This is a genomic window from Melaminivora sp. (assembly GCF_032059615.1).
GTDB lineage: Bacteria > Pseudomonadota > Gammaproteobacteria > Burkholderiales > Burkholderiaceae_C > Melaminivora.
Genome location: NZ_DAMCAM010000006.1, coordinates 1 through 22416, shown reverse-complemented (window position 1 = coordinate 22416; position 22416 = coordinate 1). Strand labels below are relative to the sequence as shown.

Here is a 22416-nt window from a genome sequence, read left to right as displayed (position 1 = left end):
GGGCTTGCAGCTATTGTTTTTGAATCCCTGAGGCGACCAGCCCCTCCAGCAGCTGCCGCACGGGCGCAGGCAGCCCGGCGGCGCGCCACTGCTGTGGTGTGAACCAGGCGCCGGCCACGCCCTCCTGCAGGGCCGTGGCGCCGGGCCCGGCAGAGTCCGCCCGCGCCAGCACCGGGTGCAGCAGCAGGTCGCGGTGCGTGAGCCCATGCGCGATGGGGGGCAGCTCCTGCAGCGGCTGGCCCGCGCACGCCAGCGCCGCCGCATCCAGCGACGCACGGTCGTCAAAGACCGGCGGGCAGTACAGGCCCGCCCAGATGCCCGAGGGTGCGCGGCGCTCCAGCCACAGCCGGCCCGCGTCGTCGCGCTGCAGCAGCAGCCACCAGTCCTGCGCGCTGCGGCGGGTGGCGCGCGTGCGCACCGGGTAGCGCTCGGGCTGGCCCTCGCGCCGGGCCACGCACACGTCGTGCAGCGGGCACAGCATGCAGGCCGGCCGCCGCGGCAGGCAGATGCCCGCGCCCAGGTCCATCAGCCCCTGGGTGTAGCGCGGCATGCAGGTCTGCGGATCGCCTTCGGGCAGCAGCGCCTCGGCCAGCTGCCACAGGCCGCGCTCGCCCGCGGCCGTGGCGAGATCGGCGCGGTAGCCCAGCACCCGGGTGAGCACGCGGCGCACGTTGGCGTCCAGGATGGGCGCGCGCGCGCCGAAGCAGAACGCGGCAATGGCGCCGGCGGTCGAGCGGCCGATGCCCGGCAGCGCGGCCAGCTCGGCCACGCTGCGCGGAAAGGTGCCGGCGTGGCGCTGCGCCACCTCCTGCGCGCAGCGGTGCAGGTTGCGCGCGCGGCTGTAGTAGCCCAGGCCGCTCCACAGCGCCAGCACCTCATCGGGCGAGGCAGCGGCCAGCGCCTGCACGTCGGGAAAGCGCTCCAGGAAGCGCTCGTAATAGCCCAGCACGGTCGCCACCTGGGTCTGCTGCAGCATGACCTCGGACAGCCAGACACGGTAGGGGTCGCGGGTGTTCTGCCAGGGCAGCGCGTGGCGGCCGTGCTCGGCCTGCCAGCGCACCACGGGCGTGGCGATGTCGGGCAGCGCCGGAGCGGCTGTGTCGGGCTGCTTGGAGCTCATGCGGTCGGGGGAGTGGTCGCGCCCGCTCAGGCGCGCTGACAGCGCGGGCAGAAATAGGTGCTGCGCTGGCCCTGGCGCAGCAGGCGGATGGGCGCGCCGCAGGCGCGGCAGGGCTGGCCTTCGCGGCCATAGACACTGGCTTCCAGCTGGAAGTGGCCGGCGCTGCCATCGGTGCCGGCAAAGTCGCGCAGCGTGGAGCCGCCGCGCTCGACCGCACGCGCCAGCACTTGGACGATGGCCGCATGCAGGCGCCGCGCCCGGCGCGGGCCGATGGAGGATGCCGGCGCCGTCGGGGCGATGCCCGAGAGGAACAGCACCTCGCTGGCGTAGATGTTGCCCACGCCCACGACCAGGCGGCCGGCCAGCAGCACCTGCTTGATGGGCGCGCGGCTGGCGCGCAGGCCGGCATGGAATGCCTGGAAGTCAAAACCTTCGCCGGGCAGCGGCTCGACCCCGAGCTGCCCGAGCAGCTTGCGCGCACGCGGGTCGTCCTCGCCCGTGGTCCAGACCGCGGCGCCGAAGCGGCGCGGGTCGTGCAGGCGCAGCACGCCGCGGTCGGTGTGCAGGTCGAAGTGGTCGTGCACCCCTGCGGGCGGCAGGTCGGCAGCAAAGCGCAGGCTGCCAGACATGCCCAGGTGCAGCAGCAGCAGCAGGCCGTTGTCGAGGTCGAGCAGCAGGTACTTGCCGCGCCGGCGCACGCCCTGCACGCGCCGCCCCGCCAGCGTCCCGGGCTCGCAGCCTAAGGGCCAGCGCAGGGGCTTGCCCAGGCGCACACCGGTCACGGTCGCGCCGGCTATGGCGTCGGCAAAGCCGCGCCGCGTGACCTCCACTTCGGGCAGTTCAGGCATGGGTTTTTTGCCGCGATCGGCGGGCAGAAACGGCTTTGGGCATGGATTATTATGGGGCGATGGTGCATATTTTTCGTCTTCGGGCCCTGGCGCTGGCCTGCATGCTGACCGTGGGCGCAGTGCCCGCCCTGCTCGCCCAGCCGGCCGCGCCCACCGAAGTGCTGCCAGCCGCCCCCCCGGAGGCCGAGGACACCGACCACCCCCTGGAAGACCAGGACACGGCCCTCACCGCCGAGCTGTTCTACGAACTGCTGCTCAGCGAGATGAGCACCAGCGGCGGCGACGCATCCACGGGCTACGCGCTGATGCTGGACGCGGCGCGCAAGAGCAGCGACCCCCGGCTCTACCGCCGCGCCGCCGAGATGGCGCTGCAATCGCGCTCGGCCGAGGCAGCGCTGCTGGCCATCCGGTCCTGGAACGCCGCCTTTCCCCAGTCGCGCGAGGCCAACCGCTACCTGCTCTACATCCTGGTCACGCTCAACCGCACCAATGAGAGTGCCGAGCCGCTGCAGCGCGAGCTGGCCATGGCCTCGGGGCGCTCCAAGCTCGCCTCCGTGCGCGCCCTGCCCCAGCTCTACGCCCGCGTGAGCAACAAGGCCACCGCGGCACGCATCGTCGAGCAGGCACTGGCGGGCGAGCTGCGCCACCCGGCCATCGGCCCTGCGGCCTGGGCCACCATCGGCCGCATGCGCCTGGCGGCCCAGGACAAGGCAGGCGCCCTGGAGGCGGCCAGCCAGTCCCTGGCGCTGGACCACACCGACGACGGCGCCGCCATGCTGGCGCTGCAGCTGCTCGATGAAGGCGTGGCCGAGGCCGAGGTGCTGCTGCCGCCCTACTTCGCCGACACGCCCATGCCCGAGGTGCGCATGGCCTACGCGCGGCTGCTGCTCGAATCGCAGCGCCTGGCCGACGCGCAGGCCCAGGTGGACGCGGTGACGCGCGAGCGCCCCGACGCCGCCGAGGCCTGGCTGCTGCAGGCCTCGCTCAAGCTGCAGTCCGGCCAGCTGGATGCGGCCGAGCAGGCACTGGCGCAGTTCACGCGGCAGCTCGACAGTGCCCCGCCCGGCGAGATGCGCTCGCGCGCCTTCACCCAGGCCTGGCTGATGCACGCCCAAATTGCCGAGAAACGCGGCGACTATGCCGGGGCCGAAACGTGGCTCGCGCGCATCGACAACGCGCCCGAGCTGCTGGCCGCGCAGAGCCGGCGCGCCTCACTGCTGGCGCGCCAGGGCAAGCTCAGCCAGGCACGCGCCGTCATCCGCGCCACGCCCGCGCGCCAGCCCGAGGACGAGCGCCTGAAGCTCCAGGCCGAGGCGCAGCTGCTGCGCGAAGCGGGCGAGTACCGCGAGGCCTACGAGATCCAGGGCCGCGCCGCGGCGCTGGCGCCTGAGGACGACGACCTGATCTATGACCAGGCCATGCTGGCGGAAAAGGCCGGCCAGCCGCGCGAGGCCGAGCGGCTGCTGCGCAGCATCGTCGAGCGCAAGCCCGACCACCGCCACGCCCTCAACGCCCTGGGCTACATGCTGGCCGATCGCGGCGAAAAACTGGCCGAGGCGCGCAGCCTGATCGCCCGCGCGCTGGAGCAGGCCCCGGGCGACCCCTTCATCACCGACAGCCTGGGCTGGGTGGAATTTCGCCTGGGCAACCACGCACGGGCCGAGGAGCTGCTGCAGTCGGCCTTCGACACCCAGCCCGACGCAGAGATCGCCGCGCATCTGGGCGAGGTGCTGTGGATGCGCGGCCAGCGCGAGCGGGCGCTGCAGGTCTGGCGCGAGGGCCTGCGCATCAACAAGAACCACGACACGCTGCAGGAAACGATCAAGCGCCTCGGAGCGCGGCCTTGACGGCCGGCCTTCAGGCGCCGGGACGGCGGCAGCTGCTGGCCGCCGCCTGCGCCGTGGCGGCCCTGCTCGCCGGCTGCGCCCCGCCGGTGCGGCGCGCCGGCAGCGGTTCGCAGCACTGGGCCGGGCGCCTGGGCGTGCAGGTCGAGGCCCCTGCCGGCACGGACGAGCCCGCGCGCTCGTTCAGCGCGGGCTTCGACCTGGCAGGCTCGGCCGAGGCCGGCGCCCTCACCCTGTTCAGCCCGCTGGGCCAGGTGCTCGCCCGGCTGCACTGGACGCCCGCGCACGCACAGCTCACCAACGGCCAGGAGACGCGCGAGTCGGCGTCGCTGGCCGAGCTGGTGCGCGAGCTCACGGGCACCGAGCTGCCCATCGCCGCGCTGTTCGCCTGGCTGCAGGGCGAGGCGGTACAGGTGCCCGGCTGGCAGGCCGAACTGGATCGCCTGGCCGAAGGGCGGCTCGTGGCCCGTCGGCATGCGCCCGCGCCGCAGGCCGTCCTGCGCATCGTGCTCGACCGTTGAATCTTCTCCCTCTCCCATGCAGGCCCTCCACGACGTGCCGGCCCCGGCCAAGCTCAACCTGTTCCTGCACTTGACAGGGCGCCGGGCCGACGGCTACCACCTGCTGCAATCGGCCTTCATGCTGATCGACTGGTGCGACACGCTGCACTTCGAGCGCCGCGCGGGCGGCGCCCTCTCGCGCGAGGACCGGGGCGCCGCGCTGCCCGCGGACGACCTGTGCCTGCGCGCGGCGCGGGCGCTACAGCAGGCCACGGGCCACGGGGGCGGCGCGCACATCGTGGTGGACAAGCGCGTGCCGGCCCAGGCCGGCCTGGGCGGCGGCTCGTCGGACGCCGCCAGTACGCTGCTGGCCCTCAACCGGCTGTGGGGGCTGGGGCTCACGCGCGGCCAGCTGCAAGCCATCGGTGTGACGCTGGGCGCCGACGTGCCCTTCTTTTTATGCGGCGCCAACGCCTGGGTGGAAGGAATTGGTGACATAATCTGCCCCCTTGAGAGAGAGCAGCGCCTTGCATCGACGCGCTTCGTGGTGGTCAAGCCCGAAGCCGGACTGGAGACAAAAACCATTTTTTCCAGTCCTTCGCTCAAACGCGATTCAGGGCGTGCTACAATCTCAGACTTTGCTGCAGCACCGTACGGTTTCGGAAGAAACGACCTGCAGCCCGTCGCCCAGGCACTCTGCCCCGAGGTCGATCAAGCCATCCAGTGGCTTGCCGGCAAGGGTCTGAAGCCGCGGATGACAGGCTCCGGCAGTGCGGTGTTTGCACAGGTCACACACGTGGTCGATCTGCACGATGCACCCGCAGCCTGGCAGGTCAAAGTGTGTGAGAATCTGCAGTCCCATCCGCTTGCCGGCTGGGTCTCGGATTGAAGAATTCAAGGTGGTCCGGCAGCGCCGGGCAACCTGTGTAGGGGAGTCGCCAAGTTGGTCAAGGCACCGGATTTTGATTCCGGCATGCGAGGGTTCGAGTCCTTCCTCCCCTGCCAAAATCTTTTTTGTCCTGCTGTGCACACGCCACGCCGCAGGGCCTGAACCCACCACCGTCGATCTGCTCATGCAAGCCCATTCCCCTGATTTCATGGTTTTCACGGGCAATGCCAACCCCGTGCTTGCAGCAGACATCGCCCGCCATCTGGGCACGGGCCTGGGCGCCATCGACGTGGGCCGCTTCTCCGATGGCGAAGTCACCGTCGAGATCAAGCAGAACGTGCGTGCGCGCGACGTGTTCGTGGTTCAGTCCACCTGCGCGCCCACCAACGAGAACCTGATGGAGCTGCTCATCATGGTCGACGCGCTCAAGCGCGCCTCGGCCGAGCGCATCAGCGCCGTCATCCCCTACTTCGGCTATGCCCGCCAGGACCGCCGCCCGCGCTCCACGCGCGTGCCGATCTCGGCCAAGGTGGTGGCCAACATGCTGCAGGCCGTGGGCGTGGCCCGCGTGCTGACCATGGACCTGCACGCCGACCAGATCCAGGGCTTCTTCGACATCCCGGTGGACAACATCTACGCCTCGCCGGTGCTGCTGGGCGATCTGAACCAGAAGAAGTACGAAGACCTGATCGTGGTCAGCCCCGATGTGGGCGGCGTGGTGCGCGCCCGCGCGCTGGCCAAGCAGCTGGGTTGTGACCTGGCCATCATCGACAAGCGCCGTCCCAAGGCCAACGTGTCCGAAGTCATGCACGTGATCGGCGAGATCGAGGGCCGCAACTGCGTGATCATGGACGACATGATCGACACCGCCGGCACGCTGGTCAAAGCCGCCGAGGTGCTCAAGGAGCGCGGCGCCAAGAACGTCTACGCCTACTGCACGCACCCCATCTTCTCCGGCCCGGCCATCGAGCGCATCGCCAGCGGCTCGGCCCTGGACGAAGTGGTGGTCACCAACACCATCCCCTTGAGCGACGCCGCCAAGGGCTGCCCCAAGATCCGCCAGCTGTCCGTGGCGCCGCTGATCGCCGAGACCATCCGGCGCATCGCCAAGGGCGACTCGGTGATGAGTCTGTTCTCGGAGCAAGCGTAACCACGCCTCGCTCCGGAACACAACGCAGGCCCCACCCCGCCCAAGGGGACCGGGGCCGTTTTCAACAGTGGGCCGAGCTGGTCGCGGCCGGCCCCCATCAGGAGTTATCAACATGCAATTCGTCGCTTTTGAGCGCGCCAAGCAAGGTACGGGTGCGAGCCGCCGCCTGCGCATCACGGGTCGCGCACCCGGCATCGTCTACGGCGGCGGCACCGAGCCCCAGCTGATCGAGCTGGACCACAACGCCCTGTGGCACGCCCTGAAGAAGGAAGCCTTCCACTCCAGCATTCTGGACATGGAACTGAACGGCACGACTAGCAAAGTGCTGCTGCGCGACGTGCAGTACCACCCCTTCAAGCAGCAGGTGCTGCACGTGGACTTCCAGCGCGTGGACGAGCGCACCCGCGTGCACCTGAAGGTGCCGCTGCACTTCGAAGGCGTGGAGGAATCCCCCGCCGTCAAGCTGGAAGGCTGCACCGTCACCCCCGTGATGCACGAGCTGGATGTGGTCTGCATGCCCGCGCAGCTGCCCGAGTTCATCAAGGTGGACCTGAGCCAGATCACCTCCAAGACCGCCCCCGGCGTGCAGTCGCTCAAGCTGCCGCACGGCGTCAAGGCCGTGGTGCGCGGCTCCAACAAGAACCCGGCGCTGATCTCCATCAAGCTGCCCGAAGTGGTGGTGGACGCCGCCGCTGCCGCGCCCGCACCCGCTCCGGCCAAGAAGGGCAAGAAGTAATCCTTCGCCGCCCCTGCCCGGGCCTTTGCGCCCGGGCACCGAAGGCCCGCCGCGTGTGGGCCTTTTTCGTTTTTCCGTCCTGCGGCGTCCTGAATAATCGCTCCGATGATCAAGCTGTTTGTCGGCCTGGGCAATCCCGGGCCGGAATACGAGGGCACGCGGCACAACGCGGGCTTCCAGTGGGTGGATGAGGTGGCGCGCTCGCTCAAGGTGCAGCTCGTGCCCGAGCGCAGCTACTGGGGCCTGGCTGCGCGCGCCAACGTGCAGGGCCGGCCGGTGTGGCTGCTCGAGCCGCAGACCTTCATGAATCTGTCGGGCAAGTCGGTCGCGGCGCTGGCGCGCTTCTTCAAGATCGCGCCCGACGAAATCCTGGTCGCGCACGACGAACTCGACTTCGAGCCCGGCGTGGTCAAGCTCAAGAAGGGCGGCAGCCACGGCGGCCACAACGGCCTGCGCGACATCCACGCCCAGCTGGGCACGGCTGACTACTGGCGCCTGCGCATCGGCATTGGCCACCCGGGCCTGAAGCACGAGGTCGTGGGCTGGGTGCTCAAGCGCCCGGCGCAGCCCGAGCGCGAGCGCATCGAGGACAGCATCACCCACGCCCTCAAGGCCCTGCCGGTTCTGCTGGACGGCGACATGGAGAAAGCCGTGCAGCAGATCAACACGACCAAGCCACCCCGGCCCAAGCCGCCGCGGCCGCCAGCGGCGACGCCGGCTGCTGGCTGAACAGTCTATTTTTCCGACCCTCTGGCCCCTTCCCCCTCTGGAGGAAGGCGGGGATGGGGGCCGGCGCGCTCCAGCCTGCCGTGTGACGAGGGCACCGGCGCTGGCCCCCACCCCTGCCCTCCCTCAGCGGGGGAGGGAGGAAGACGGACTTGCGAATTTGATAGCTACAAGCCCTTGCGTGGCGCGGGCTTGAGGCCAAAAAGACCTGAAACCCTTACTTTACCAGGGCCTGCTGCCACTGCAGGCGCTGAAACTTCTGCAGCAGCGTCTCGGTGTCCTCCGGGTGCGCCGGGTCCTTGGGGATGCAGGCGACCGGGCAGATGGCCACGCACTGCGGCTCGTCGAAGTGGCCCACGCACTCGGTGCACTTGGCCGGGTCGATGACATAGTGCTCCTCGCCCATGGAGATGGCCTCGTTGGGGCACTGCGGCTCGCACACATCGCAGTTGATGCACTCCTCGGTGATCTTCAGGGCCATGGCAGGCCCCCGGCACAGGGTGGCCGCGCAGGGCGGCAGCGGGACGGGCGGGCGGCGGACATGGGCGGATTATCCGCCCGGGCCGGTGCACGGCCTGCCGGGCACCGCCATGGCCGGGGAGCCCCTGCGGCTTTTGCGGCTATGCTGCGGGCCCGGCGCCGCCCGCCGGCCCTTCTTGCACACATGGCTGTCTTCTTCCTCAAACGCCTGGGCACCCTGCTTGCCACGCTGCTGGCGGCCTCGCTCGTGGTGTTCACCGTGCTGGAGGTGCTGCCCGGCAACGCCGCGCAGGTGCTGCTCGGCCCGGACGCCGCGCCCGAGGCGGTGGCCGAACTGGCGCGCCAGCTCGGCCTGGACCAGCCGGCCTGGCGCCGCTACCTGCACTGGCTTGCGGGCCTGGCCACGGGCGAGCTGGGCACCAGCCACGCCTACGGCTCGCCCGTGGGCGAACTGATTGCCGAGCGCATGGCGCTCACCCTGCCGCTGGCGCTGCTGGCCATGCTGCTGACCACGGTGCTGGCGCTGGCCGCCGGGGTCTATGCCGCGGCGCGCCACAACCGGCTGGGCGACGTGGGCGTCATGACGCTGGCGCAGATCGGCATCGCCATCCCCAACTTCTGGTTCGCCATCCTCTTGATACTGCTGTTTTCGGTGAAGCTGCAGTGGTTTGCCGCCGGCGGCTTTCCGGGCTGGCGCCCGGCCGACGGCGGCGGCGTGCTGCCCGCCCTGCGCGCGCTGCTGCTGCCGGCCATCTCGCTGGCCGTGGTGCAGGCAGCCATCCTGGCGCGCATCACCCGCTCGGCGGTGCTGGACGTGCTGCGCGAGGACTTCGTGCGCACTGCCCGCGCCAAGGGGCTGTCGCGCCGCGCCGCGCTGCTCGGCCACGTGCTCAGGAACGCCATGATCCCGGTGGTCACCGTCATGGGCCTGCAGTTCGCCAACCTGCTGGCCGGCACCATCGTGGTGGAAAACGTGTTCTACCTGCCGGGCCTGGGGCGGCTCATCTTCCAGTCGATCGCCAACCGCGACCTCGTCGTGGTGCGCAACTGCGTGATGCTGCTGGCGGCCATGGTGGTGGTGGTCAACTTCGTGGTCGATCTGCTCTACGCCGTGATCGACCCGCGCGTGAAGGCGGCCGGCGCATGAGCGCCTTTGCACGCCGGGCGCTGGCCCACCGCAGCCTGGTGCTGGGCGCGCTGCTGAGCGGGGCGCTGGTCGCGGCGGCGCTGCTGTCCTTCGCCTGGACGCCCTGGCCGCCCTACGAGATGGACCTGCAGGCCGCGCTGCAGGGCCCGAGCCGCCTGCACTGGCTGGGCACCGACGCCTATGGCCGCGACGTGGCGTCGCTGCTGCTCGTGGGCGCGCGCGCGACCATCGCCGTCGGGGTGATCGCCGTAGGGATCGGCCTGGCCGCGGGCACCCTGCTGGGCCTGGTTGCCGCGGCGCGCGGCGGCTGGGTGGAGGAGCTCATCATGCGCGTGGCCGACTTCACCTTCGCCTTTCCCGCGCTGCTGCTGGCCATCATGCTGACGGCCGTGTTCGGCCCGGGCCTGGTCAACGCCATCATCGCCATCGGCATCTTCTACGTGCCCACTTTCGCCCGCGTCACGCGCGCCTCGGCGCACGCCGTGTGGTCGCGCGAATACGTGCTGGCCGCGCGTGCCAGCGGCAAGGGCGCGGCGCGCATCACGCTGGAGCACGTGCTGCCCAACATCGCCTCGGTGCTGATCGTGCAGGCCACCATCCAGTTCGCGCTCGCGGTGCTGGCCGAGGCCGCGCTGTCCTACCTGGGCCTGGGCACGCAGCCGCCGCAGCCCTCCTGGGGCCGCATGCTGGCCGAGGCGCAAACGCTCATGTTCCAGGCACCGCTACTGGCCGTGTGGCCAGGCCTGGCCATCGCCCTGGCGGTGCTGGGGCTCAACCTGCTGGGCGACGGGCTGCGCGACGTGCTCGATCCGCGTCTGGTGCGCCAGCGATGAGGACGGCCATGGCTGCAGACCCCCAGCCCCCGCTGCTGCAAGTGCAGAACCTGGCCATCACGCTGCCCACGCAGCGGGGCCGGGTGCGCGCCGTGCACGCGCTCGACTTCACGCTGGCGCAGGGCCAGACGCTGGGGCTGATCGGCGAATCGGGCAGCGGCAAATCGCTCACTGCGCTGGCGCTGATGGGCCTGCTGCCCGAGGGCGCCGAGGTGGCGGGCAGCATCCGCCTGGCCGGCCAGGAGCTGGTGGGCCTGCCCGAGGCGCAGTGGTGCCGCCTGCGCGGCAACCGCATGGCCATGGTGTTCCAGGAGCCCATGACGGCGCTCAACCCCGTGCACCCCATCGGCCGGCAGGTGGCCGAGCCCCTGCGCCTGCACCAGGGCCTGAGTGCGCGCCAGGCCCGCGCCGAGGCCATCGCCCTGCTCGAGCGCGTGGGCATCGCGGGCGCCGCCGGGCGACTGGACGCTTATCCGCACCAGTTTTCGGGCGGCCAGCGCCAGCGCATCACCATCGCCATGGCACTGGCCTGCGGGCCGGACCTGCTGATTGCCGACGAGCCCACCACCGCCCTGGACGTGACGCTGCAGCAGCAGGTGCTGGAGCTGGTGCAGGGCCTGGTGGCCGAGCGCGGCATGGCGCTGCTCTTGATCTCGCACGACCTGGCGGTGATCGCCGGCGCCGTGCAGCGCACCCTGGTCATGTATGGCGGCGCGGTGGTCGAGGCCGGCCCCACGCGCGCGGTCTTTGAGCGCCTGGCCCACCCCTACACCCAGGGCCTGTTCGCTGCCCGCCCGCAGCTGGGCGCGGGGCGGGTGCCGGGCTTTCGCCTGCCGGCCATCGCCGGCACCGTGCCCGAGCTGGCCGACCTGCCGCCGGGCTGCCCGTTCGCCGGGCGCTGCCCGCGCACCATCGCGGCGTGCAACGCGGCACTGCCGGCACCGGTGATGCTGGGGCCGGAGCACATGGCACGGTGCATCCGCCTGGAGGAGCCATGATTGCTCCAGTATTCATAGCTGGAAGTCTAGAGAGGACAACGGCACATCGGGTTTTTGACCTGATTTTTTTGCGGGACGGGGGCCAGCCACGATGACCGCTCCCGCCCCCCTCCTGCAGGTACACGACCTGCGCCACCACTACCGCCTGCCGCGCCAGCGCCTGCTCGGCCCGCGCCCGCTGCTGCCCGTGCTGCACGGCGTGGGCCTGGAGATCGCCGCCGGCCGCAGCCTGGGCGTGGTGGGCGAGTCGGGTTCGGGCAAGTCCACGCTGGCGCGCATCGTGATGGCGCTGGAGACACCCACGGGCGGCAGCGTGCACCTGCTCGGCCGCGACCTGCACCGGCTGCCGGCGGCAGAGTTGCGCGCGGCGCGGCGCGACTTCCAGATGGTGTTCCAGGACCCCTATGGCTCGCTCGACCCACGCCAGACGGTGCAGCGCATCGTCGCCGAGCCGCTGGCGGCGCTGGCGCGCGCCCCGCGCGCCGAGCAGGTCGAGCGCGTCGCCGAGGTGCTCGCCCAGGTGGGCCTGCGCAGCAGCGACGCGCACAAATACCCGCACGAATTCTCCGGCGGCCAGCGCCAGCGCATCGCCATCGCCCGCGCCCTCATCACGCGCCCCCGGCTGATCGTGGCCGACGAGCCGGTGAGCGCGCTGGACGTGTCGGTGCAGGCCCAGGTGCTCAACCTGCTGGCCGACTTGCAGGAGCGCCACGGCGTGACCTACCTGCTCATCAGCCACGACCTGGCCGTGGTCAGCCACCTGTGCGACGAGGTGCTCGTGCTGCGCGCCGGCGAGGTGGTCGAGCGCGGCCAGCCGCAGCAGCTGTTCTCGCGCCCGCAGCATCCCTACACCCAGGCGCTGGTGCGGGCCGTGCCGCGGCTGCTGTAGTACAAACACGCCCGGCGCCTGTTTTTCGTGCAGTGCAGCATTCCCCAGCCCAAGGAGACACACCCATGTTCACCCGCCGCTTTGCCCTGGCCACCAGCGCCCTGGCTGCAAGCGTCCTGGCCACGCCGCTGCAGGCGCTGGCCCAGGGCTCGACCAAGGACAGCCTTACGCTGGCCATGACCCTGGAGCCGCCGGGCCTGGACCCGACGGCGGGCGCCGCATCCTCCATCGCCGAGGTGACGCTCTACAACGTCTATGAGACGCTCACCAAGATCAACAGCGACGGCAGCGTCTCGCCCCTGCTGGCCGAGAGCTGGGAGGTCTCGCCCGACCTGAAGACCTACACCTTCCGCCTGCGCCGGGGCGTGACGTTCCACAACGGCGAGCCCTTCAACGCCGAGGCCGTGAAATTCTCCTTCGACCGCGCCGGCGGCGACAAGAGCACCAACAAGGACAAGCGCACCTTTGCCAGCCTGACCACGCAGGTGGTGGACGAGCACACCGTGGTGCTGCTCAACAAGGAGATCGACCCCGACCTGCTGTTCCTGCTGGGCCAGGCGACAGCCATCATCGTCGAGCCCAAGAGCGCCGAGACCAACGCCGCCAAGCCCGTGGGCACGGGCCCCTACCGGCTGGGCGCCTGGAGCCGGGGCGCCTCGGTGTCGCTCATCGCCTGGGACCAGTGGCGCGACGCGGCCAAGGTGCGCATCCGCCGCGCCACCTTCCGCTTCATTCCCGACCCGGCGGCGCAGGTGGCGGCGCTGCTGGCCGGCGACGTGGACCTGTTCGCCCGCGTCACCCCGCGCAGCATGGCGCAGTTCAAGGGCAACCCGCGCTTTCAGGTGGTCGTCAGCGGCTCGCGCGCCAAGACCATCCTGGCCATGAACAACGCCAAAAAGCCCCTGGACGACGTGCGCGTGCGCCGGGCGATCTCCGCCGCCATCGACAGGAAGGCCGTCATCCAGGGAGCGGCCGACGGCCTGGGCGTGCCCATCGGCAGCCACTACGTGCCAGGCGCCTTCGGCTACGTCGACACCACGGGCCTCAATCCCTACGACCCGGACAAGGCCCGCAGCCTGCTGGCCGAGGCCGGCGTCAAGACCCCGCTCACGCTGACCATGACGCTGCCGCCTGCGCCCTACGCCCGCCAGGGCGGCGAGGTCATCGCCGCGCAGCTGGCCAAGGTCGGCATCACGCTGAAGCTGCAGAACGTGGAATGGGCGCAGTGGCTGTCGGGCACCTACGGCAACAAGAACTACGACCTGACCCTCATTTCGCACGTCGAGCCGTTCGATCTGGGCAACTTCGCCAAGCCGGACTACTACTGGGGCTACAAGTCCGAGAAGTTCGACCGGCTCTACGACGAGATCAAGACCGCCACGCGCCCGGCCGACCGCGCGCGCCTGCTGGGCGAGGCACAGCGCCTGCTGGCCGAGGACAGCGTGCACGCCTTTCTCTACCAGCCGCAGTGGGTCACCGTGGCGGCCAAGGGCCTGCGCGGGCTGTGGAAGGACATGCCGATCTTCGTCAACGACCTGTCTGCCCTGTCCTGGTCATGAGCGCAGCCGCCCTGCACGAACTGTCCGCACGCGAGCTGCTGGCCGGCTACCGGGCACGCAGCTTCTCGCCGGTGGAGGTCACGCGCGCCGTGCTCGCGCACGTGGCGCGCTGGGAGCCGCGGCTGCAGGCCACCTGGCTGCTGCGCCCCGAGGCGGCGCTCGAGCAGGCGCGCGCCAGCGAGGCGCGCTGGCTGCGCGGGGCGCCCTGCGGGCCGCTGGACGGCGTGCCGGCCACGCTCAAGGACAACATCGCCACCCGGGGTGACCCCACGCCCCTGGGCACGGCCGCCACCGACCTGGTCCCGGCCATGGAGGACGCGCCCCCGGCCGCGCGGCTGCGCGAGGCCGGCGCCGTGTTCCTGGCCAAGACCACCATGCCGGACTTCGGCATGCTGTCCTCGGGCCTGTCGTCGTTTCACCCGCTCACGCGCAACCCCTGGAACCTGGAGCGCGGCCCGGGCGGCTCCAGCTCCGGCGCGGGCGCGGCGGCGGCGGCCGGCTACGGGCCGCTGCACGTGGGCACCGACATCGGCGGCTCGGTACGGCTGCCGGCCTCCTGGTGCGGCATCTTCACCCTCAAGCCCAGCCTGGGCCGCATCCCCATCGACCCGCCCTACACCGGCCGCGCCGCCGGCCCCATGACGCGCAGCGTGGCCGATGCGGCGCTGCTGATGCAGGTGCTGGCGCAGCCCGACGCGCGCGACAGCATGGCGCTGCCGCCCCAGGCCATCGACTGGGAGCGCTTCGAGTGCGCCCCCGCGCAGCTGCGCGGCCTGCGCCTGGGCCTGCTGCTGGACGCCGGCTGCGGCCTGCCCGTGCAGCCCGAGGTGCGCGCCGCCATCGAGGCCGCCGCCCGCCTGTTCGAGCAGGCCGGCGCCACCATCGTGCCCCTGCAGCCCTTTCTCACCCGCGCCATGCTCGACGGCATGGACCACTTCTGGCGCATGCGCTCGTACATGGACCTGCGCACCCTGCCCGAGGAGCGCCAGGCGCGGGTGCTGCCCTTCATCCGCGAGTGGGCGCTGAGCGCCGCCGGCCTGGACGGGGCGCAGGTGTTCGAGGCCAGCCAGCAGTTTCACGCCACGCGCGTGGCCACGGTGCGCGCCACCGCGCAGGTGGACTACGTGTTGTCGCCGGTGGCGCCCATCACCGCCTTCCCCGCGGCCCTGCCCTCGCCCACGAACGACCCGCTGCGCCCGCTGGAGCACATCGCCTTCACCGTGCCCTACAACATGTCCGAGCAGCCGGCCGCGTCCGTCCCCTGCGGCTGGAGCAGCGACGGCCTGCCCATCGGCCTGCAGATCGCCGGGCAGCGCTTCGACGACCTGGGCGTGCTGCGCGTGGCGCGCGCCTTCGAGCAGCTGCGTGGGCAGGAGCGGCCCTGGCCGCAGCCGCCGGGCTGAGCGGGCGCTGCAAGATCACCATGAAAACCGCCTGGAACCGTTACAGCACTAGGGTTTATAGCTACAAAATCGCTAGCGCTGCGCCAGAGCCAGCCGCACTGCCAGACCGATGAACACCACGGCGGCCGTGCGGTTGAGCACCCGCTGCGCCCGCGCCGAGCGCTGCAGCAGCGCGCCGAATGCGCCCGAAAAGCAGGCGATGGCGCCGAACACCAGGAAGGTCGCCAGCATGAAGACCAGCCCCAGCGCCAGGATCTGCTGCGCCAGCGGCCCGCGCGCCGGGTCGGCAAATTGCGGCAGAAACGCCAGGAAGAAGATCAGTACCTTGGGGTTGGTGAGGTTCATGACCACTCCGCGTCCCACCATGCGCAGGCCCGCCGCCGCGCGGCGCGGGCCGGCCTGCTGCCCGGGCGCAGGCGGCGCGCTGCCCGGTCCCACGGGCGCACGCAGAGCGCCCCAGGCCAGCCACGCCAGATAGGCCGCGCCGCACAGCTTGAGCACCGTGAACGCGGTGCTGGAGGCGGCGAACACGGCGGCCAGCCCCAGCGCCACGGCCGCCGTGTGCCCGACCAGGCCCAGACACAGGCCCAGCACCACGCACATGCCGGCGCGCCAGCCGCGCTGCGCCGACTGCACCAGCACGAAGACGTTGTCCGGCCCGGGCGAGAGCGCCAGCAGCACGGCGACGCCGAAGAAGGCCAGCAGGGTTTGAAGCGAAGGCATGCGGGGAGAGAAGGTCGGGACGGAAAGCGGCGATTGTGCCGGGCGCGGCGCCCGGGCCGGCGCACAATGGCGCCCGGGCCGGCGTGTGCCGGCCCGCCCCGTTTCCCTTCCCGCTCCCTTTTTCCCATGGATCCTCTCGTCCTGGTGGCCCTGGCGGCCACGGGTGCCTGGCTGCTCAATGGCCAGCAACAGCGCAGGCGCATCGCCCTGCTGAGCCAGCATCTGGCCCCCTATCAGATCGAACGCCTGCTGGAGACGCTCACCCAGGGCTACCTGCGCGCCATGGGCGAGCCCGGCGACGAGCGGCGCGCGCAGGTGCTGGCCAACCTGGTGGCCAGCGAGGAGCAGCTGTGCGGACAGTTCGAGCGCTTCGTCGCCGCGTTCGCCCGCGTGCCGGCCGAGCAGGCGCGCGTCAGCCGCCTGCCCATCGGACTGCCCCTGTTGCTGCAGGTCCTGCCGGGCGCGAGCTTCGACCTGCGCGACCTGCTGTCGGTGCACGCGCGCGGCATCGCGCGGGCCGTGCGCAACGACGACAGCCTGCCGCCGCGCGAGCGCGCCTTCACCATGACGGCCGAGCTGCTGCTCATGCAGCACAGCTGCCACTGGTACTGCAAGTCGCGCGCCGTGGCCAGCGCCCGCATGCTGGCGCGCCACCAGACGCCGCACGCGCAGCTGCTGGCCTCGGTCTCGCCCACGACGCGCGCCGAATACCTGGCCCTGACCGGCCTGCGCTGAGCGCGCCGCGCCGCGCCGCGCCGCACGGCGTGGCACCGGCATACACCTGCTTACACGCGGCCCTGTCCTACCCGGAAAAGGGCAGGCGCGCTGCTCCAATGGCCCGTGACGCCATGAACACCTCCACGCACCCTTCCCCCCCGACCGTATCCCCGCTCGCACAGGCCGACGCCGCCTGGATCGCCCTGGGCGTGCAGCACGCGGTGCTGGCCCGCGCCATGCCCGTGGTGCGCCACGACATCGCCGGCCTGCTGACCATCATGCGCATGGGCGCCGTCGTGCTGCGCCGCCGCGCCGGCGACGAGCAGGCGCTCGGCCCGCAGCTGGAACAGTTCGAGGAGCACCTGGTCCACCTGTCGGACAGCGTGCGGCGCCTGCGCCACTGGGACCTGGGGCCCGGCACCAGCGAGCCGCTGGACGAGACGGCGCAGCTGGCGCGCGAGCTGGCCTATCCGCTGCTGGCCATGCGCGGCCTGGACCTGACGCTGGGCAGCGAGGGCGCGCCCCTGCCCACCACGCGCGCCCCCCAGCAGGCGGTGCTGAGCCTGTTGCTGGGTGCCATCCACGCCCTGGCCGAGGCGCCGGACGGCCCGCCCGCGGTGGTGCGCGTCCTGGCCGTGCCGGGCAGCGAGGGCCGCCTGCGCGTGCAGGCCGAGGGCCACGCCCCCGACGCCCCACCGGCCGCGCCCACGCCGGGCATCCCGCCGCTGGACGGCGCGGCGCTCGGCCACCTGGCGCGGCACCTGGGCGCCGGCCTGCACCAGGGCGCGGGCTGGTTCGAGATCGAACCACCGCCCGTCCCGCCCAAGCCCCAGGGTTGAGCCGCTCAGCCCAGCGCCAGCGCCCCCACACCTGCAGCGATCAGCAGCGCGCCCGCCACGCGCGCTGCGCGATCACCCTCGCCCAACAGGTGGCCGCCGATCAGCGCGGCAAACAGCATGGACACCTCGCGCGCTGGCGCCACCAGCGACAGGGGCGCGCTCTGCATGGCAAACAGCACCAGCACGTAGGCCACCGGGCTGACGGCCGCCACCACAAGGGCAAAGCGCCACTGCGTCGCCCACAACGTGCGCAGCTCCTGCGGGCGGCGCAGTGCCGCCGGCGCCAGCACCACCACGCGCACCAGGTTGCCCATGTAGTCCACCAGGATGGGCGAGAGCAGCAGCACCTTGACGGCATAGCCATCGACCACCGTGTAGCTGGCGATGAACACGCCCGTGAGCAGGCCGTACAGCAGCCCCTTGCGTAGCCGCTGCTGTGCCTGCCCACTGCCGCCGCCAGCGCGCAGCAGCGCCGGCCCGCCGGCGATCAGGAACACCCCGCCCACCACGGCCGCGATGCCCAGGGCGCCCCAGGCCGTGAGCCGCTCGCCCAGCAGCGCAAGGGCCGTGAGCGAGGACAGCAGCGGCCCGGTGCCGCGCGCCAGCGGATAGACCACCGTCAGGTCGGCCTGGCGGTAGCCGCGCAGGAGCGTCACGTAATACACCACGTGCAGCACGCCGCTGACCGCGACGATGGCCCATTCACGTGCGCCCCACAGCGGCACGGCGCTGCGCCCCAGCCACCAGCCCAGCGGCGCCCAGACCACCATCATCAGCACCGAGGTGAAGAAGGCAAAGCGTGCATCGCCGCCGGCCTTCTTGGCGGCGACGTTCCACAGCGCATGGATCAGCCCGGCCAGCAGGATCAGGCCGAAGGCTTGCAGGGACACTCAGGCGCGGCCTACGACACAGGCCGTGGCCATCAGCTCCTCCAGCAGCGCCAGCGACACGCGGCCGGAGGCCGCATAGGGATCGAACTCGGGCCGCTCGGAATACTTCAGGATCACGGCATGGTTTTGCTTGGCCAGGTTGACCTGGCCCATGGTCCAGCCGCCAAAGCGCCGCTCGGAGATTTCCTCGAACGACAGCAGCTCGACATCACGGTGGCGCGCATCGCGCTGGATGTGGCCGAACAGCTCGCTCACCACCCGGCGTCCGCCCTCGATGGCTTGCAAAAAGATGCCGCCGCCATAGCACAGCACCCCGGTGATGCCACTGGCCGGGTTGTGCTGGCGCGATTGCGCCAGGATGGCTTCGATGGCGGCGGGCGAGGTGTCCACCGCGCGGCTGACGTAGAGCAGGCGTACCAACATGGCTGTATTCCTTGGGGGCGTTTGACGGCAGGGCCGACTGTGCCTCAGGGCCGCCCGGGAATGAGCGAGAGAAATTCGCGCCGCAGCGTAGGGTCGGTGAGAAACGCGCCGCGCATGACCGAGTTGAGCATCTTGCTGTCCATCTCGCGCACGCCGCGCCAGGACATGCAAAAGTGGCTCGCTTCCATGACGATGGCCAGGCCGTCGGGCTGGGTCTTTTCCATGATCAGATCGGCCAGCTGCACCACCGCTTCCTCCTGGATCTGCGGGCGGCCCATGACCCAGTCCACCAGTCGCGCGTACTTGGACAGGCCGATGACGTTGGTGTGCTCGTTGGGCATGACGCCGATCCAGATCTTGCCGATCACGGGGCAAAAATGGTGGCTGCAGGCGCTACGCACGGTGATGGGCCCGACGATCATCAGCTCGTTGAGGCGTTCGGCATTGGGGAATTCGGTGATCGGCGGCGGCTCGGCATAACGGCCCTTGAACACCTCGTTCACATACATCTTGGCCACGCGCCGCGCCGTGCTGCGTGTGTTGTGGTCGCCCTCGGTGTCGATGACCAGGCTGTCGAGCACGCCCTGCATTTTGGCCTCGACTTCGTCGAGCAAGAGCTCCAGCTCGCCCGGCTCGATGAACTCGGCGATGTTGTCGTTGGCATGGCAGCGCCGGCGGGCTGCGGCCAGCCGCTCGCGGATCTTGACGGAGACGGGCGTGCCCTCGTCGCCAGGCGCGGCGCGCGGCTCGGTAACTGCGGAAACATCAGACATGGGGCGGCATGGTAACAGGGTGTGGCAGCCCGGGTTTTCGTGGTGTTTTTGGCTCTTTGGCGATATCTGGCGCCGCGCTATAGCTATTCAAACGATAGCAAAGCACGCCCTGGCCGGCGCAGGGCGCTCAGTAGCGGTTGCCCGTCACCCACAAGGCCGCGCGCATGCAGCCGAAGGCGATGCGGTCGAGCAGGCGCATGCGCCAGGGCCGGCGGGCGTAGAGCCCGGGTTCGACGCGCCGGCCGGCGTGTTCCATGGCGTGCACCAGCCGCGCGCGCAGCTCGCGGGCGAAGACGCGGTCCTTGACCACGACGTTGGCCTCGCGCGCTAGCAGCAGCGACAGCGGGTCGAGGTTGCTCGACCCCACCGTGGCCCAGGGCCGCGCGCCGTCGGCGTCAATCACCGCCACCTTGGCGTGCAGGAAGCTGGGGGCGTACTCGTGGATCTCCACGCCCGCGGCCAGCAGCGCGCCATAGACCGGGCGCGCGGCGTGGTATTGCATGAAATATTCATAGCGCCCCTGCAGCAGCAGCTGCACGCGCACGCCGCGCCCGGCCGCGTGCTTGAGCGCGCGGCGCAGCTTGGCGCCGGGGATGAAATAGGCGTTGGCGATGATGACCTCGTGGCGCGCCCGGGCGATGGCGCGGCGGTAGGCGCGCTCGATGCGGCTGCGGTGGCGCACGTTGTCGCGCAGCAGGAAGACGGCCCGCATGCCCCGGCCGGCACGCTCGGCGTGGCGGGCCTTGAACTTGGCGCTGCGCGCGGCGCGCCAGTCCGCCAGAGCCAGCGCCAGCCGGCGCTGGCGTGCGTCCTGGCCGGCCTTGAGGCGCCACCACAGCTGCTCCATGGCGTCGCTGGCCTGGGCCACCAGGCTGCCCTGCACCTGCACAGCGAAATCCAGGCGCGGCGCCTCGAGCCGGCCGTGGTGCGGGTCGTGGAAGTCGTCCAGCACGTTGATGCCGCCGCAGAACAGCACTCGCCCATCGACCACGCACAGCTTGCGATGCAGCCTGCGCCAGCGCCGCGGCAGCAGCAGGCCCAGGGGCCCGAGCGGCGAATAGACCTGCATGCGCACGCCCGCCTGCACGAGCCCCTGTTGCCACTCCGGGGGTAGCTGGCCGGTGCCGACACCGTCCACCACCAGATGCACGCGCACGCCGCGCCCGGCCGCGCGCATGAGGGCGTGCGCCACCTCGGCGCCGCTGCCGGTGCAGTCGAAGATGTAGGTCTCGAACTGGATGTCCGAGACCGCCGCGTCCATGGCCGCCACCAGCGCCGGAAAGTACTCGGCCGTGCCCTGCAGCAGCGTGACCTGATGGCCGGGGCGCGGCCGCCGCACGGGGGGCACGGGCACTAGAGCTGGAACTCGGCAATCAAGGGCAGGTGATCGGACATGCGCCACCAGATGCGCCCGCGCGGCACCTGCAGCGACAGCGGCCGCAGTCCGCGCACATAGACATGGTCGAGCTGCACCATGGGCAGGCGCGCCGGGTAGGTATAGGCCTGGGGCGACTCGTCGTACTCGAACAGGCCGAAGCCGGCCAGCATGTTCTTGATCTGCAGGCCCCAGTCGTTGAAGTCGCCCGCCACTACCAGCGGTGCACCGGAGGGCACCTCGCGCTCGATGAAACGCTGGATCTGCGCCACCTGGCGAATGCGGCTGCCGGCGATCAGGCCCAGGTGCACGACGATGGCGTGCACGGGCCGGCCCTGCACCAGCACCTCCACGTGCAGCAGCCCGCGCTGCTCGAAACGGTGGTCGGAGATGTCCTCGTGCTTGTGGCCCACCACCGGCCAACGGGTCAGCAACGCGTTGCCGTGCTCGCCATGGCGGGTGTAGGCGTTGGTGCGGTATACGGCCTCGTAGCCCTCGGGCGCCAGGTATTCGGCCTGCGACACCTCAGGCCAGCGGTCGAAGTACTGGGCCTCGCGCCGGTTGACCGAGCGCACCTCCTGCAGGCAGACGATGTCGGCGTCCAGCTGCTCGACGGCCAACCCCAGGTTGTGGATTTCCAGCCGCCGGGCCGGACCCATGCCCTGCACGCCCTTGTGGATGTTGTAGGTGGCGACCCTCAGGATGCCCGGATGCTCGCCGGGCGCGTCGAAAGGCAGGTGAACGTCAACAGTCATGGCAAGTTGGCAAATCTCGGCAACCACAGGAGGGCTTCGGCATTGGAGGCCGACGCGCAGCGGTCGGCGGCGGCGCGCCAGTCCAGCCAGGCATATGCCGTGTGTTCGCGGGGATTCAAGCTTACCCGCGTGCCCGGCGCCACCTGCAGGCCGAAGACGCGTTCGGTGTTCAGCCAGACCCCCGGGGCGTAGCGGTGCTGCCAGGCCGGATAGATGGTGTAGGTGTTCTCCAGCCCCCAGTCGGTCAGACGGCAGCCCGGCGCTGCGGCGTCAATGCCGGTCTCCTCGGCCACCTCGCGCACGGCGGCCTCGCGCCATGATTCCTCGGGCCAGTCCTTGCTGCCGGTCACCGACTGCCAGAAGGGCTGGCCCTCGTGCAAGAGGGTGCGCTGCAGCAACAGCACCTCGAGCCGGGCGGTGTGGACGATGACCAGGACGGATTCGGGAATCTTGTGCATGCCTGGAGCGAGGCCGGCTCAGGCCAGGCCTGCGCGCCTCAGTGAAGGCCGGCCCGTCCCGCGTGGGCAGGCAGCCCGGCCAATGAAAATGCCAGGGTCCTGGCGGAACCCTGGCATCGCGGTTGCGCCCGGCTGCGGCCCGGCTTACGCGGCAGCCACCGGATTGCGCAGGCGGATGTGCAGCTCGCGCAGCTGCTTTTCATCGACCGGCGACGGCGCCTGCGTCAGCAGGTCCTGCGCGCGCTGGGTCTTGGGGAAGGCGATCACGTCGCGGATGGACTCGGAGCCGGTCATCAGGGTGATGAGGCGGTCCAGGCCGAAGGCCAGGCCGCCGTGCGGGG

The 22416-nt window shown here is 71.1% G+C and carries 25 protein-coding genes and 1 tRNA gene; 15 read left to right on the top strand and 11 right to left on the bottom strand.

The window, feature by feature from the left end:
- Positions 1-10: 10 nt before the first annotated feature.
- Both mutY and mutM read right to left on the bottom strand, forming a co-directional pair.
- Positions 11-1120, bottom strand: coding sequence for an A/G-specific adenine glycosylase (gene mutY, locus RT051_RS02375; protein ID WP_313070949.1), 1110 nt, complete (start codon positions 1118-1120; stop codon positions 11-13).
- A 26-nt stretch (positions 1121-1146) separates the two neighbouring features.
- Positions 1147-1968: a bifunctional DNA-formamidopyrimidine glycosylase/DNA-(apurinic or apyrimidinic site) lyase gene (gene mutM, locus RT051_RS02370; RefSeq protein WP_313070944.1), complete on the bottom strand. Its 822-nt coding sequence runs from the start codon at positions 1966-1968 to the stop codon at positions 1147-1149.
- A gap of 41 nt (positions 1969-2009) precedes the next feature.
- Here mutM and RT051_RS02365 point away from each other — a divergent pair, with 41 nt between their 5' ends.
- The 7 genes from RT051_RS02365 (at position 2010) to pth (ending at position 7816) form a co-directional block, all read left to right on the top strand.
- On the top strand, positions 2010-3815 hold the full coding sequence (locus tag RT051_RS02365; RefSeq protein WP_313070940.1) for a tetratricopeptide repeat protein: 1806 nt from the start codon (positions 2010-2012) through the stop codon (positions 3813-3815).
- Complete coding sequence (locus RT051_RS02360) at positions 3812-4333, top strand: lipoprotein insertase outer membrane protein LolB (protein WP_313070934.1); 522 nt, start codon at positions 3812-3814, stop codon at positions 4331-4333. Before RT051_RS02365 ends, RT051_RS02360 begins: the two co-directional genes overlap by 4 nt.
- Positions 4334-4349: 16 nt before the next feature.
- Entirely contained in the window at positions 4350-5201 is an 852-nt protein-coding gene (gene ispE / locus RT051_RS02355; RefSeq protein WP_313070929.1) for a 4-(cytidine 5'-diphospho)-2-C-methyl-D-erythritol kinase, read from the top strand.
- 39 nt (positions 5202-5240) lie between these two features.
- Positions 5241-5317: transfer RNA gene (locus RT051_RS02350), tRNA-Gln, on the top strand.
- 68 nt (positions 5318-5385) lie between these two features.
- Complete coding sequence (locus tag RT051_RS02345) at positions 5386-6351, top strand: ribose-phosphate pyrophosphokinase (protein WP_313070925.1); 966 nt, start codon at positions 5386-5388, stop codon at positions 6349-6351.
- A 112-nt stretch (positions 6352-6463) separates the two neighbouring features.
- Positions 6464-7087 (top strand): 50S ribosomal protein L25/general stress protein Ctc, encoded by a 624-nt coding sequence (locus tag RT051_RS02340; RefSeq protein ID WP_313070921.1) that lies wholly within the window; start codon positions 6464-6466, stop codon positions 7085-7087.
- Between the two features lie 105 nt (positions 7088-7192).
- Positions 7193-7816: an aminoacyl-tRNA hydrolase gene (pth, locus tag RT051_RS02335; protein ID WP_313070914.1), complete on the top strand. Its 624-nt coding sequence runs from the start codon at positions 7193-7195 to the stop codon at positions 7814-7816.
- A gap of 214 nt (positions 7817-8030) precedes the next feature.
- Here the strand turns inward: pth and RT051_RS02330 are convergent, their stop codons facing one another.
- Positions 8031-8294 (bottom strand): YfhL family 4Fe-4S dicluster ferredoxin, encoded by a 264-nt coding sequence (locus tag RT051_RS02330; protein WP_313070907.1) that lies wholly within the window; start codon positions 8292-8294, stop codon positions 8031-8033.
- A 183-nt stretch (positions 8295-8477) separates the two neighbouring features.
- Here RT051_RS02330 and RT051_RS02325 point away from each other — a divergent pair, with 183 nt between their 5' ends.
- The 6 genes from RT051_RS02325 to RT051_RS02300 all read left to right on the top strand — a co-directional run bounded on the left by RT051_RS02325 (position 8478) and on the right by RT051_RS02300 (position 15122).
- Complete coding sequence (locus tag RT051_RS02325) at positions 8478-9440, top strand: ABC transporter permease (protein ID WP_313070903.1); 963 nt, start codon at positions 8478-8480, stop codon at positions 9438-9440.
- Positions 9437-10273 carry an ABC transporter permease gene (locus RT051_RS02320; protein ID WP_313070899.1) on the top strand — a complete coding sequence of 279 codons (837 nt, stop codon included), beginning with the start codon at positions 9437-9439 and terminating at the stop codon, positions 10271-10273. The genes RT051_RS02325 and RT051_RS02320 overlap by 4 nt, the downstream gene beginning before the upstream one ends.
- An 8-nt stretch (positions 10274-10281) precedes the next feature.
- Positions 10282-11271, top strand: coding sequence for an ABC transporter ATP-binding protein (locus RT051_RS02315; protein ID WP_313070893.1), 990 nt, complete (start codon positions 10282-10284; stop codon positions 11269-11271).
- A gap of 91 nt (positions 11272-11362) precedes the next feature.
- Positions 11363-12160 (top strand): ATP-binding cassette domain-containing protein, encoded by a 798-nt coding sequence (locus tag RT051_RS02310; protein ID WP_313070888.1) that lies wholly within the window; start codon positions 11363-11365, stop codon positions 12158-12160.
- A gap of 65 nt (positions 12161-12225) precedes the next feature.
- The gene (locus RT051_RS02305) at positions 12226-13719 is read left to right on the top strand and encodes an ABC transporter substrate-binding protein (RefSeq protein ID WP_313070882.1); all 1494 of its coding nucleotides are present in this window, start codon (positions 12226-12228) and stop codon (positions 13717-13719) included.
- Positions 13716-15122 (top strand): amidase, encoded by a 1407-nt coding sequence (locus RT051_RS02300; protein WP_313070877.1) that lies wholly within the window; start codon positions 13716-13718, stop codon positions 15120-15122. The genes RT051_RS02305 and RT051_RS02300 overlap by 4 nt, the downstream gene beginning before the upstream one ends.
- Positions 15123-15194: 72 nt before the next feature.
- Here RT051_RS02300 and RT051_RS02295 read toward each other — a convergent pair whose 3' ends face one another.
- The gene (locus tag RT051_RS02295) at positions 15195-15845 is read right to left on the bottom strand and encodes a LysE family translocator (protein WP_313070874.1); all 651 of its coding nucleotides are present in this window, start codon (positions 15843-15845) and stop codon (positions 15195-15197) included.
- A gap of 126 nt (positions 15846-15971) precedes the next feature.
- On the opposite strand from RT051_RS02295, the gene RT051_RS02290 reads away from it, so the two are divergent.
- Both RT051_RS02290 and RT051_RS02285 read left to right on the top strand, forming a co-directional pair.
- Entirely contained in the window at positions 15972-16580 is a 609-nt protein-coding gene (locus tag RT051_RS02290; RefSeq protein ID WP_313070870.1) for a hypothetical protein, read from the top strand.
- A 113-nt stretch (positions 16581-16693) separates the two neighbouring features.
- Positions 16694-17401 (top strand): hypothetical protein, encoded by a 708-nt coding sequence (locus tag RT051_RS02285; protein ID WP_313070865.1) that lies wholly within the window; start codon positions 16694-16696, stop codon positions 17399-17401.
- Between the two features lie 5 nt (positions 17402-17406).
- Here the strand turns inward: RT051_RS02285 and RT051_RS02280 are convergent, their stop codons facing one another.
- The 7 genes from RT051_RS02280 to RT051_RS02250 form a co-directional block, all read right to left on the bottom strand.
- Complete coding sequence (locus RT051_RS02280; protein WP_313070861.1) at positions 17407-18291, bottom strand: DMT family transporter; 885 nt, start codon at positions 18289-18291, stop codon at positions 17407-17409.
- Complete coding sequence (locus RT051_RS02275; RefSeq protein WP_313070857.1) at positions 18292-18714, bottom strand: BLUF domain-containing protein; 423 nt, start codon at positions 18712-18714, stop codon at positions 18292-18294. It abuts the gene before it with no gap.
- A 44-nt stretch (positions 18715-18758) separates the two neighbouring features.
- The gene (folE, locus tag RT051_RS02270) at positions 18759-19487 is read right to left on the bottom strand and encodes a GTP cyclohydrolase I (RefSeq protein WP_313070852.1); all 729 of its coding nucleotides are present in this window, start codon (positions 19485-19487) and stop codon (positions 18759-18761) included.
- 127 nt (positions 19488-19614) lie between these two features.
- Positions 19615-20841 (bottom strand): cardiolipin synthase ClsB, encoded by a 1227-nt coding sequence (gene clsB / locus RT051_RS02265; RefSeq protein WP_313070848.1) that lies wholly within the window; start codon positions 20839-20841, stop codon positions 19615-19617.
- Positions 20841-21617, bottom strand: a complete 777-nt coding sequence (locus tag RT051_RS02260; RefSeq protein ID WP_313070844.1) for an endonuclease/exonuclease/phosphatase family protein — start codon at positions 21615-21617, stop codon at positions 20841-20843. The genes clsB and RT051_RS02260 overlap by 1 nt, the downstream gene beginning before the upstream one ends.
- Complete coding sequence (gene nudB / locus RT051_RS02255) at positions 21614-22075, bottom strand: dihydroneopterin triphosphate diphosphatase (protein WP_313070839.1); 462 nt, start codon at positions 22073-22075, stop codon at positions 21614-21616. Before nudB ends, RT051_RS02260 begins: the two co-directional genes overlap by 4 nt.
- A gap of 144 nt (positions 22076-22219) precedes the next feature.
- A partial coding sequence (locus tag RT051_RS02250; protein WP_313070834.1) for an amino acid--tRNA ligase-related protein occupies positions 22220-22416 on the bottom strand: 197 nt, incomplete at its 5' end.

Excerpts from the sequence above, each read along its gene's own strand:
- mutY (WP_313070949.1), bottom strand. The coding sequence starts at position 1,120 with ATGAGCTCCAAGCAGCCCGACACAGCCGCTCCGGCGCTGCCCGACATC.
- mutM (WP_313070944.1), bottom strand. The coding sequence starts at position 1,968 with ATGCCTGAACTGCCCGAAGTGGAGGTCACGCGGCGCGGCTTTGCCGAC.
- RT051_RS02365 (WP_313070940.1), top strand. The coding sequence starts at position 2,010 with ATGGATTATTATGGGGCGATGGTGCATATTTTTCGTCTTCGGGCCCTG.
- ispE (WP_313070929.1), top strand. The coding sequence starts at position 4,350 with ATGCAGGCCCTCCACGACGTGCCGGCCCCGGCCAAGCTCAACCTGTTC.
- RT051_RS02345 (WP_313070925.1), top strand. The coding sequence starts at position 5,386 with ATGCAAGCCCATTCCCCTGATTTCATGGTTTTCACGGGCAATGCCAAC.
- RT051_RS02340 (WP_313070921.1), top strand. The coding sequence starts at position 6,464 with ATGCAATTCGTCGCTTTTGAGCGCGCCAAGCAAGGTACGGGTGCGAGC.
- pth (WP_313070914.1), top strand. The coding sequence starts at position 7,193 with ATGATCAAGCTGTTTGTCGGCCTGGGCAATCCCGGGCCGGAATACGAG.
- RT051_RS02330 (WP_313070907.1), bottom strand. The coding sequence starts at position 8,294 with ATGGCCCTGAAGATCACCGAGGAGTGCATCAACTGCGATGTGTGCGAG.
- RT051_RS02325 (WP_313070903.1), top strand. The coding sequence starts at position 8,478 with ATGGCTGTCTTCTTCCTCAAACGCCTGGGCACCCTGCTTGCCACGCTG.
- RT051_RS02320 (WP_313070899.1), top strand. The coding sequence starts at position 9,437 with ATGAGCGCCTTTGCACGCCGGGCGCTGGCCCACCGCAGCCTGGTGCTG.
- RT051_RS02315 (WP_313070893.1), top strand. The coding sequence starts at position 10,282 with ATGGCTGCAGACCCCCAGCCCCCGCTGCTGCAAGTGCAGAACCTGGCC.
- RT051_RS02310 (WP_313070888.1), top strand. The coding sequence starts at position 11,363 with ATGACCGCTCCCGCCCCCCTCCTGCAGGTACACGACCTGCGCCACCAC.
- RT051_RS02305 (WP_313070882.1), top strand. The coding sequence starts at position 12,226 with ATGTTCACCCGCCGCTTTGCCCTGGCCACCAGCGCCCTGGCTGCAAGC.
- RT051_RS02300 (WP_313070877.1), top strand. The coding sequence starts at position 13,716 with ATGAGCGCAGCCGCCCTGCACGAACTGTCCGCACGCGAGCTGCTGGCC.
- RT051_RS02295 (WP_313070874.1), bottom strand. The coding sequence starts at position 15,845 with ATGCCTTCGCTTCAAACCCTGCTGGCCTTCTTCGGCGTCGCCGTGCTG.
- RT051_RS02290 (WP_313070870.1), top strand. The coding sequence starts at position 15,972 with ATGGATCCTCTCGTCCTGGTGGCCCTGGCGGCCACGGGTGCCTGGCTG.
- RT051_RS02285 (WP_313070865.1), top strand. The coding sequence starts at position 16,694 with ATGAACACCTCCACGCACCCTTCCCCCCCGACCGTATCCCCGCTCGCA.
- RT051_RS02275 (WP_313070857.1), bottom strand. The coding sequence starts at position 18,714 with ATGTTGGTACGCCTGCTCTACGTCAGCCGCGCGGTGGACACCTCGCCC.
- folE (WP_313070852.1), bottom strand. The coding sequence starts at position 19,487 with ATGTCTGATGTTTCCGCAGTTACCGAGCCGCGCGCCGCGCCTGGCGAC.
- RT051_RS02260 (WP_313070844.1), bottom strand. The coding sequence starts at position 21,617 with ATGACTGTTGACGTTCACCTGCCTTTCGACGCGCCCGGCGAGCATCCG.
- nudB (WP_313070839.1), bottom strand. The coding sequence starts at position 22,075 with ATGCACAAGATTCCCGAATCCGTCCTGGTCATCGTCCACACCGCCCGG.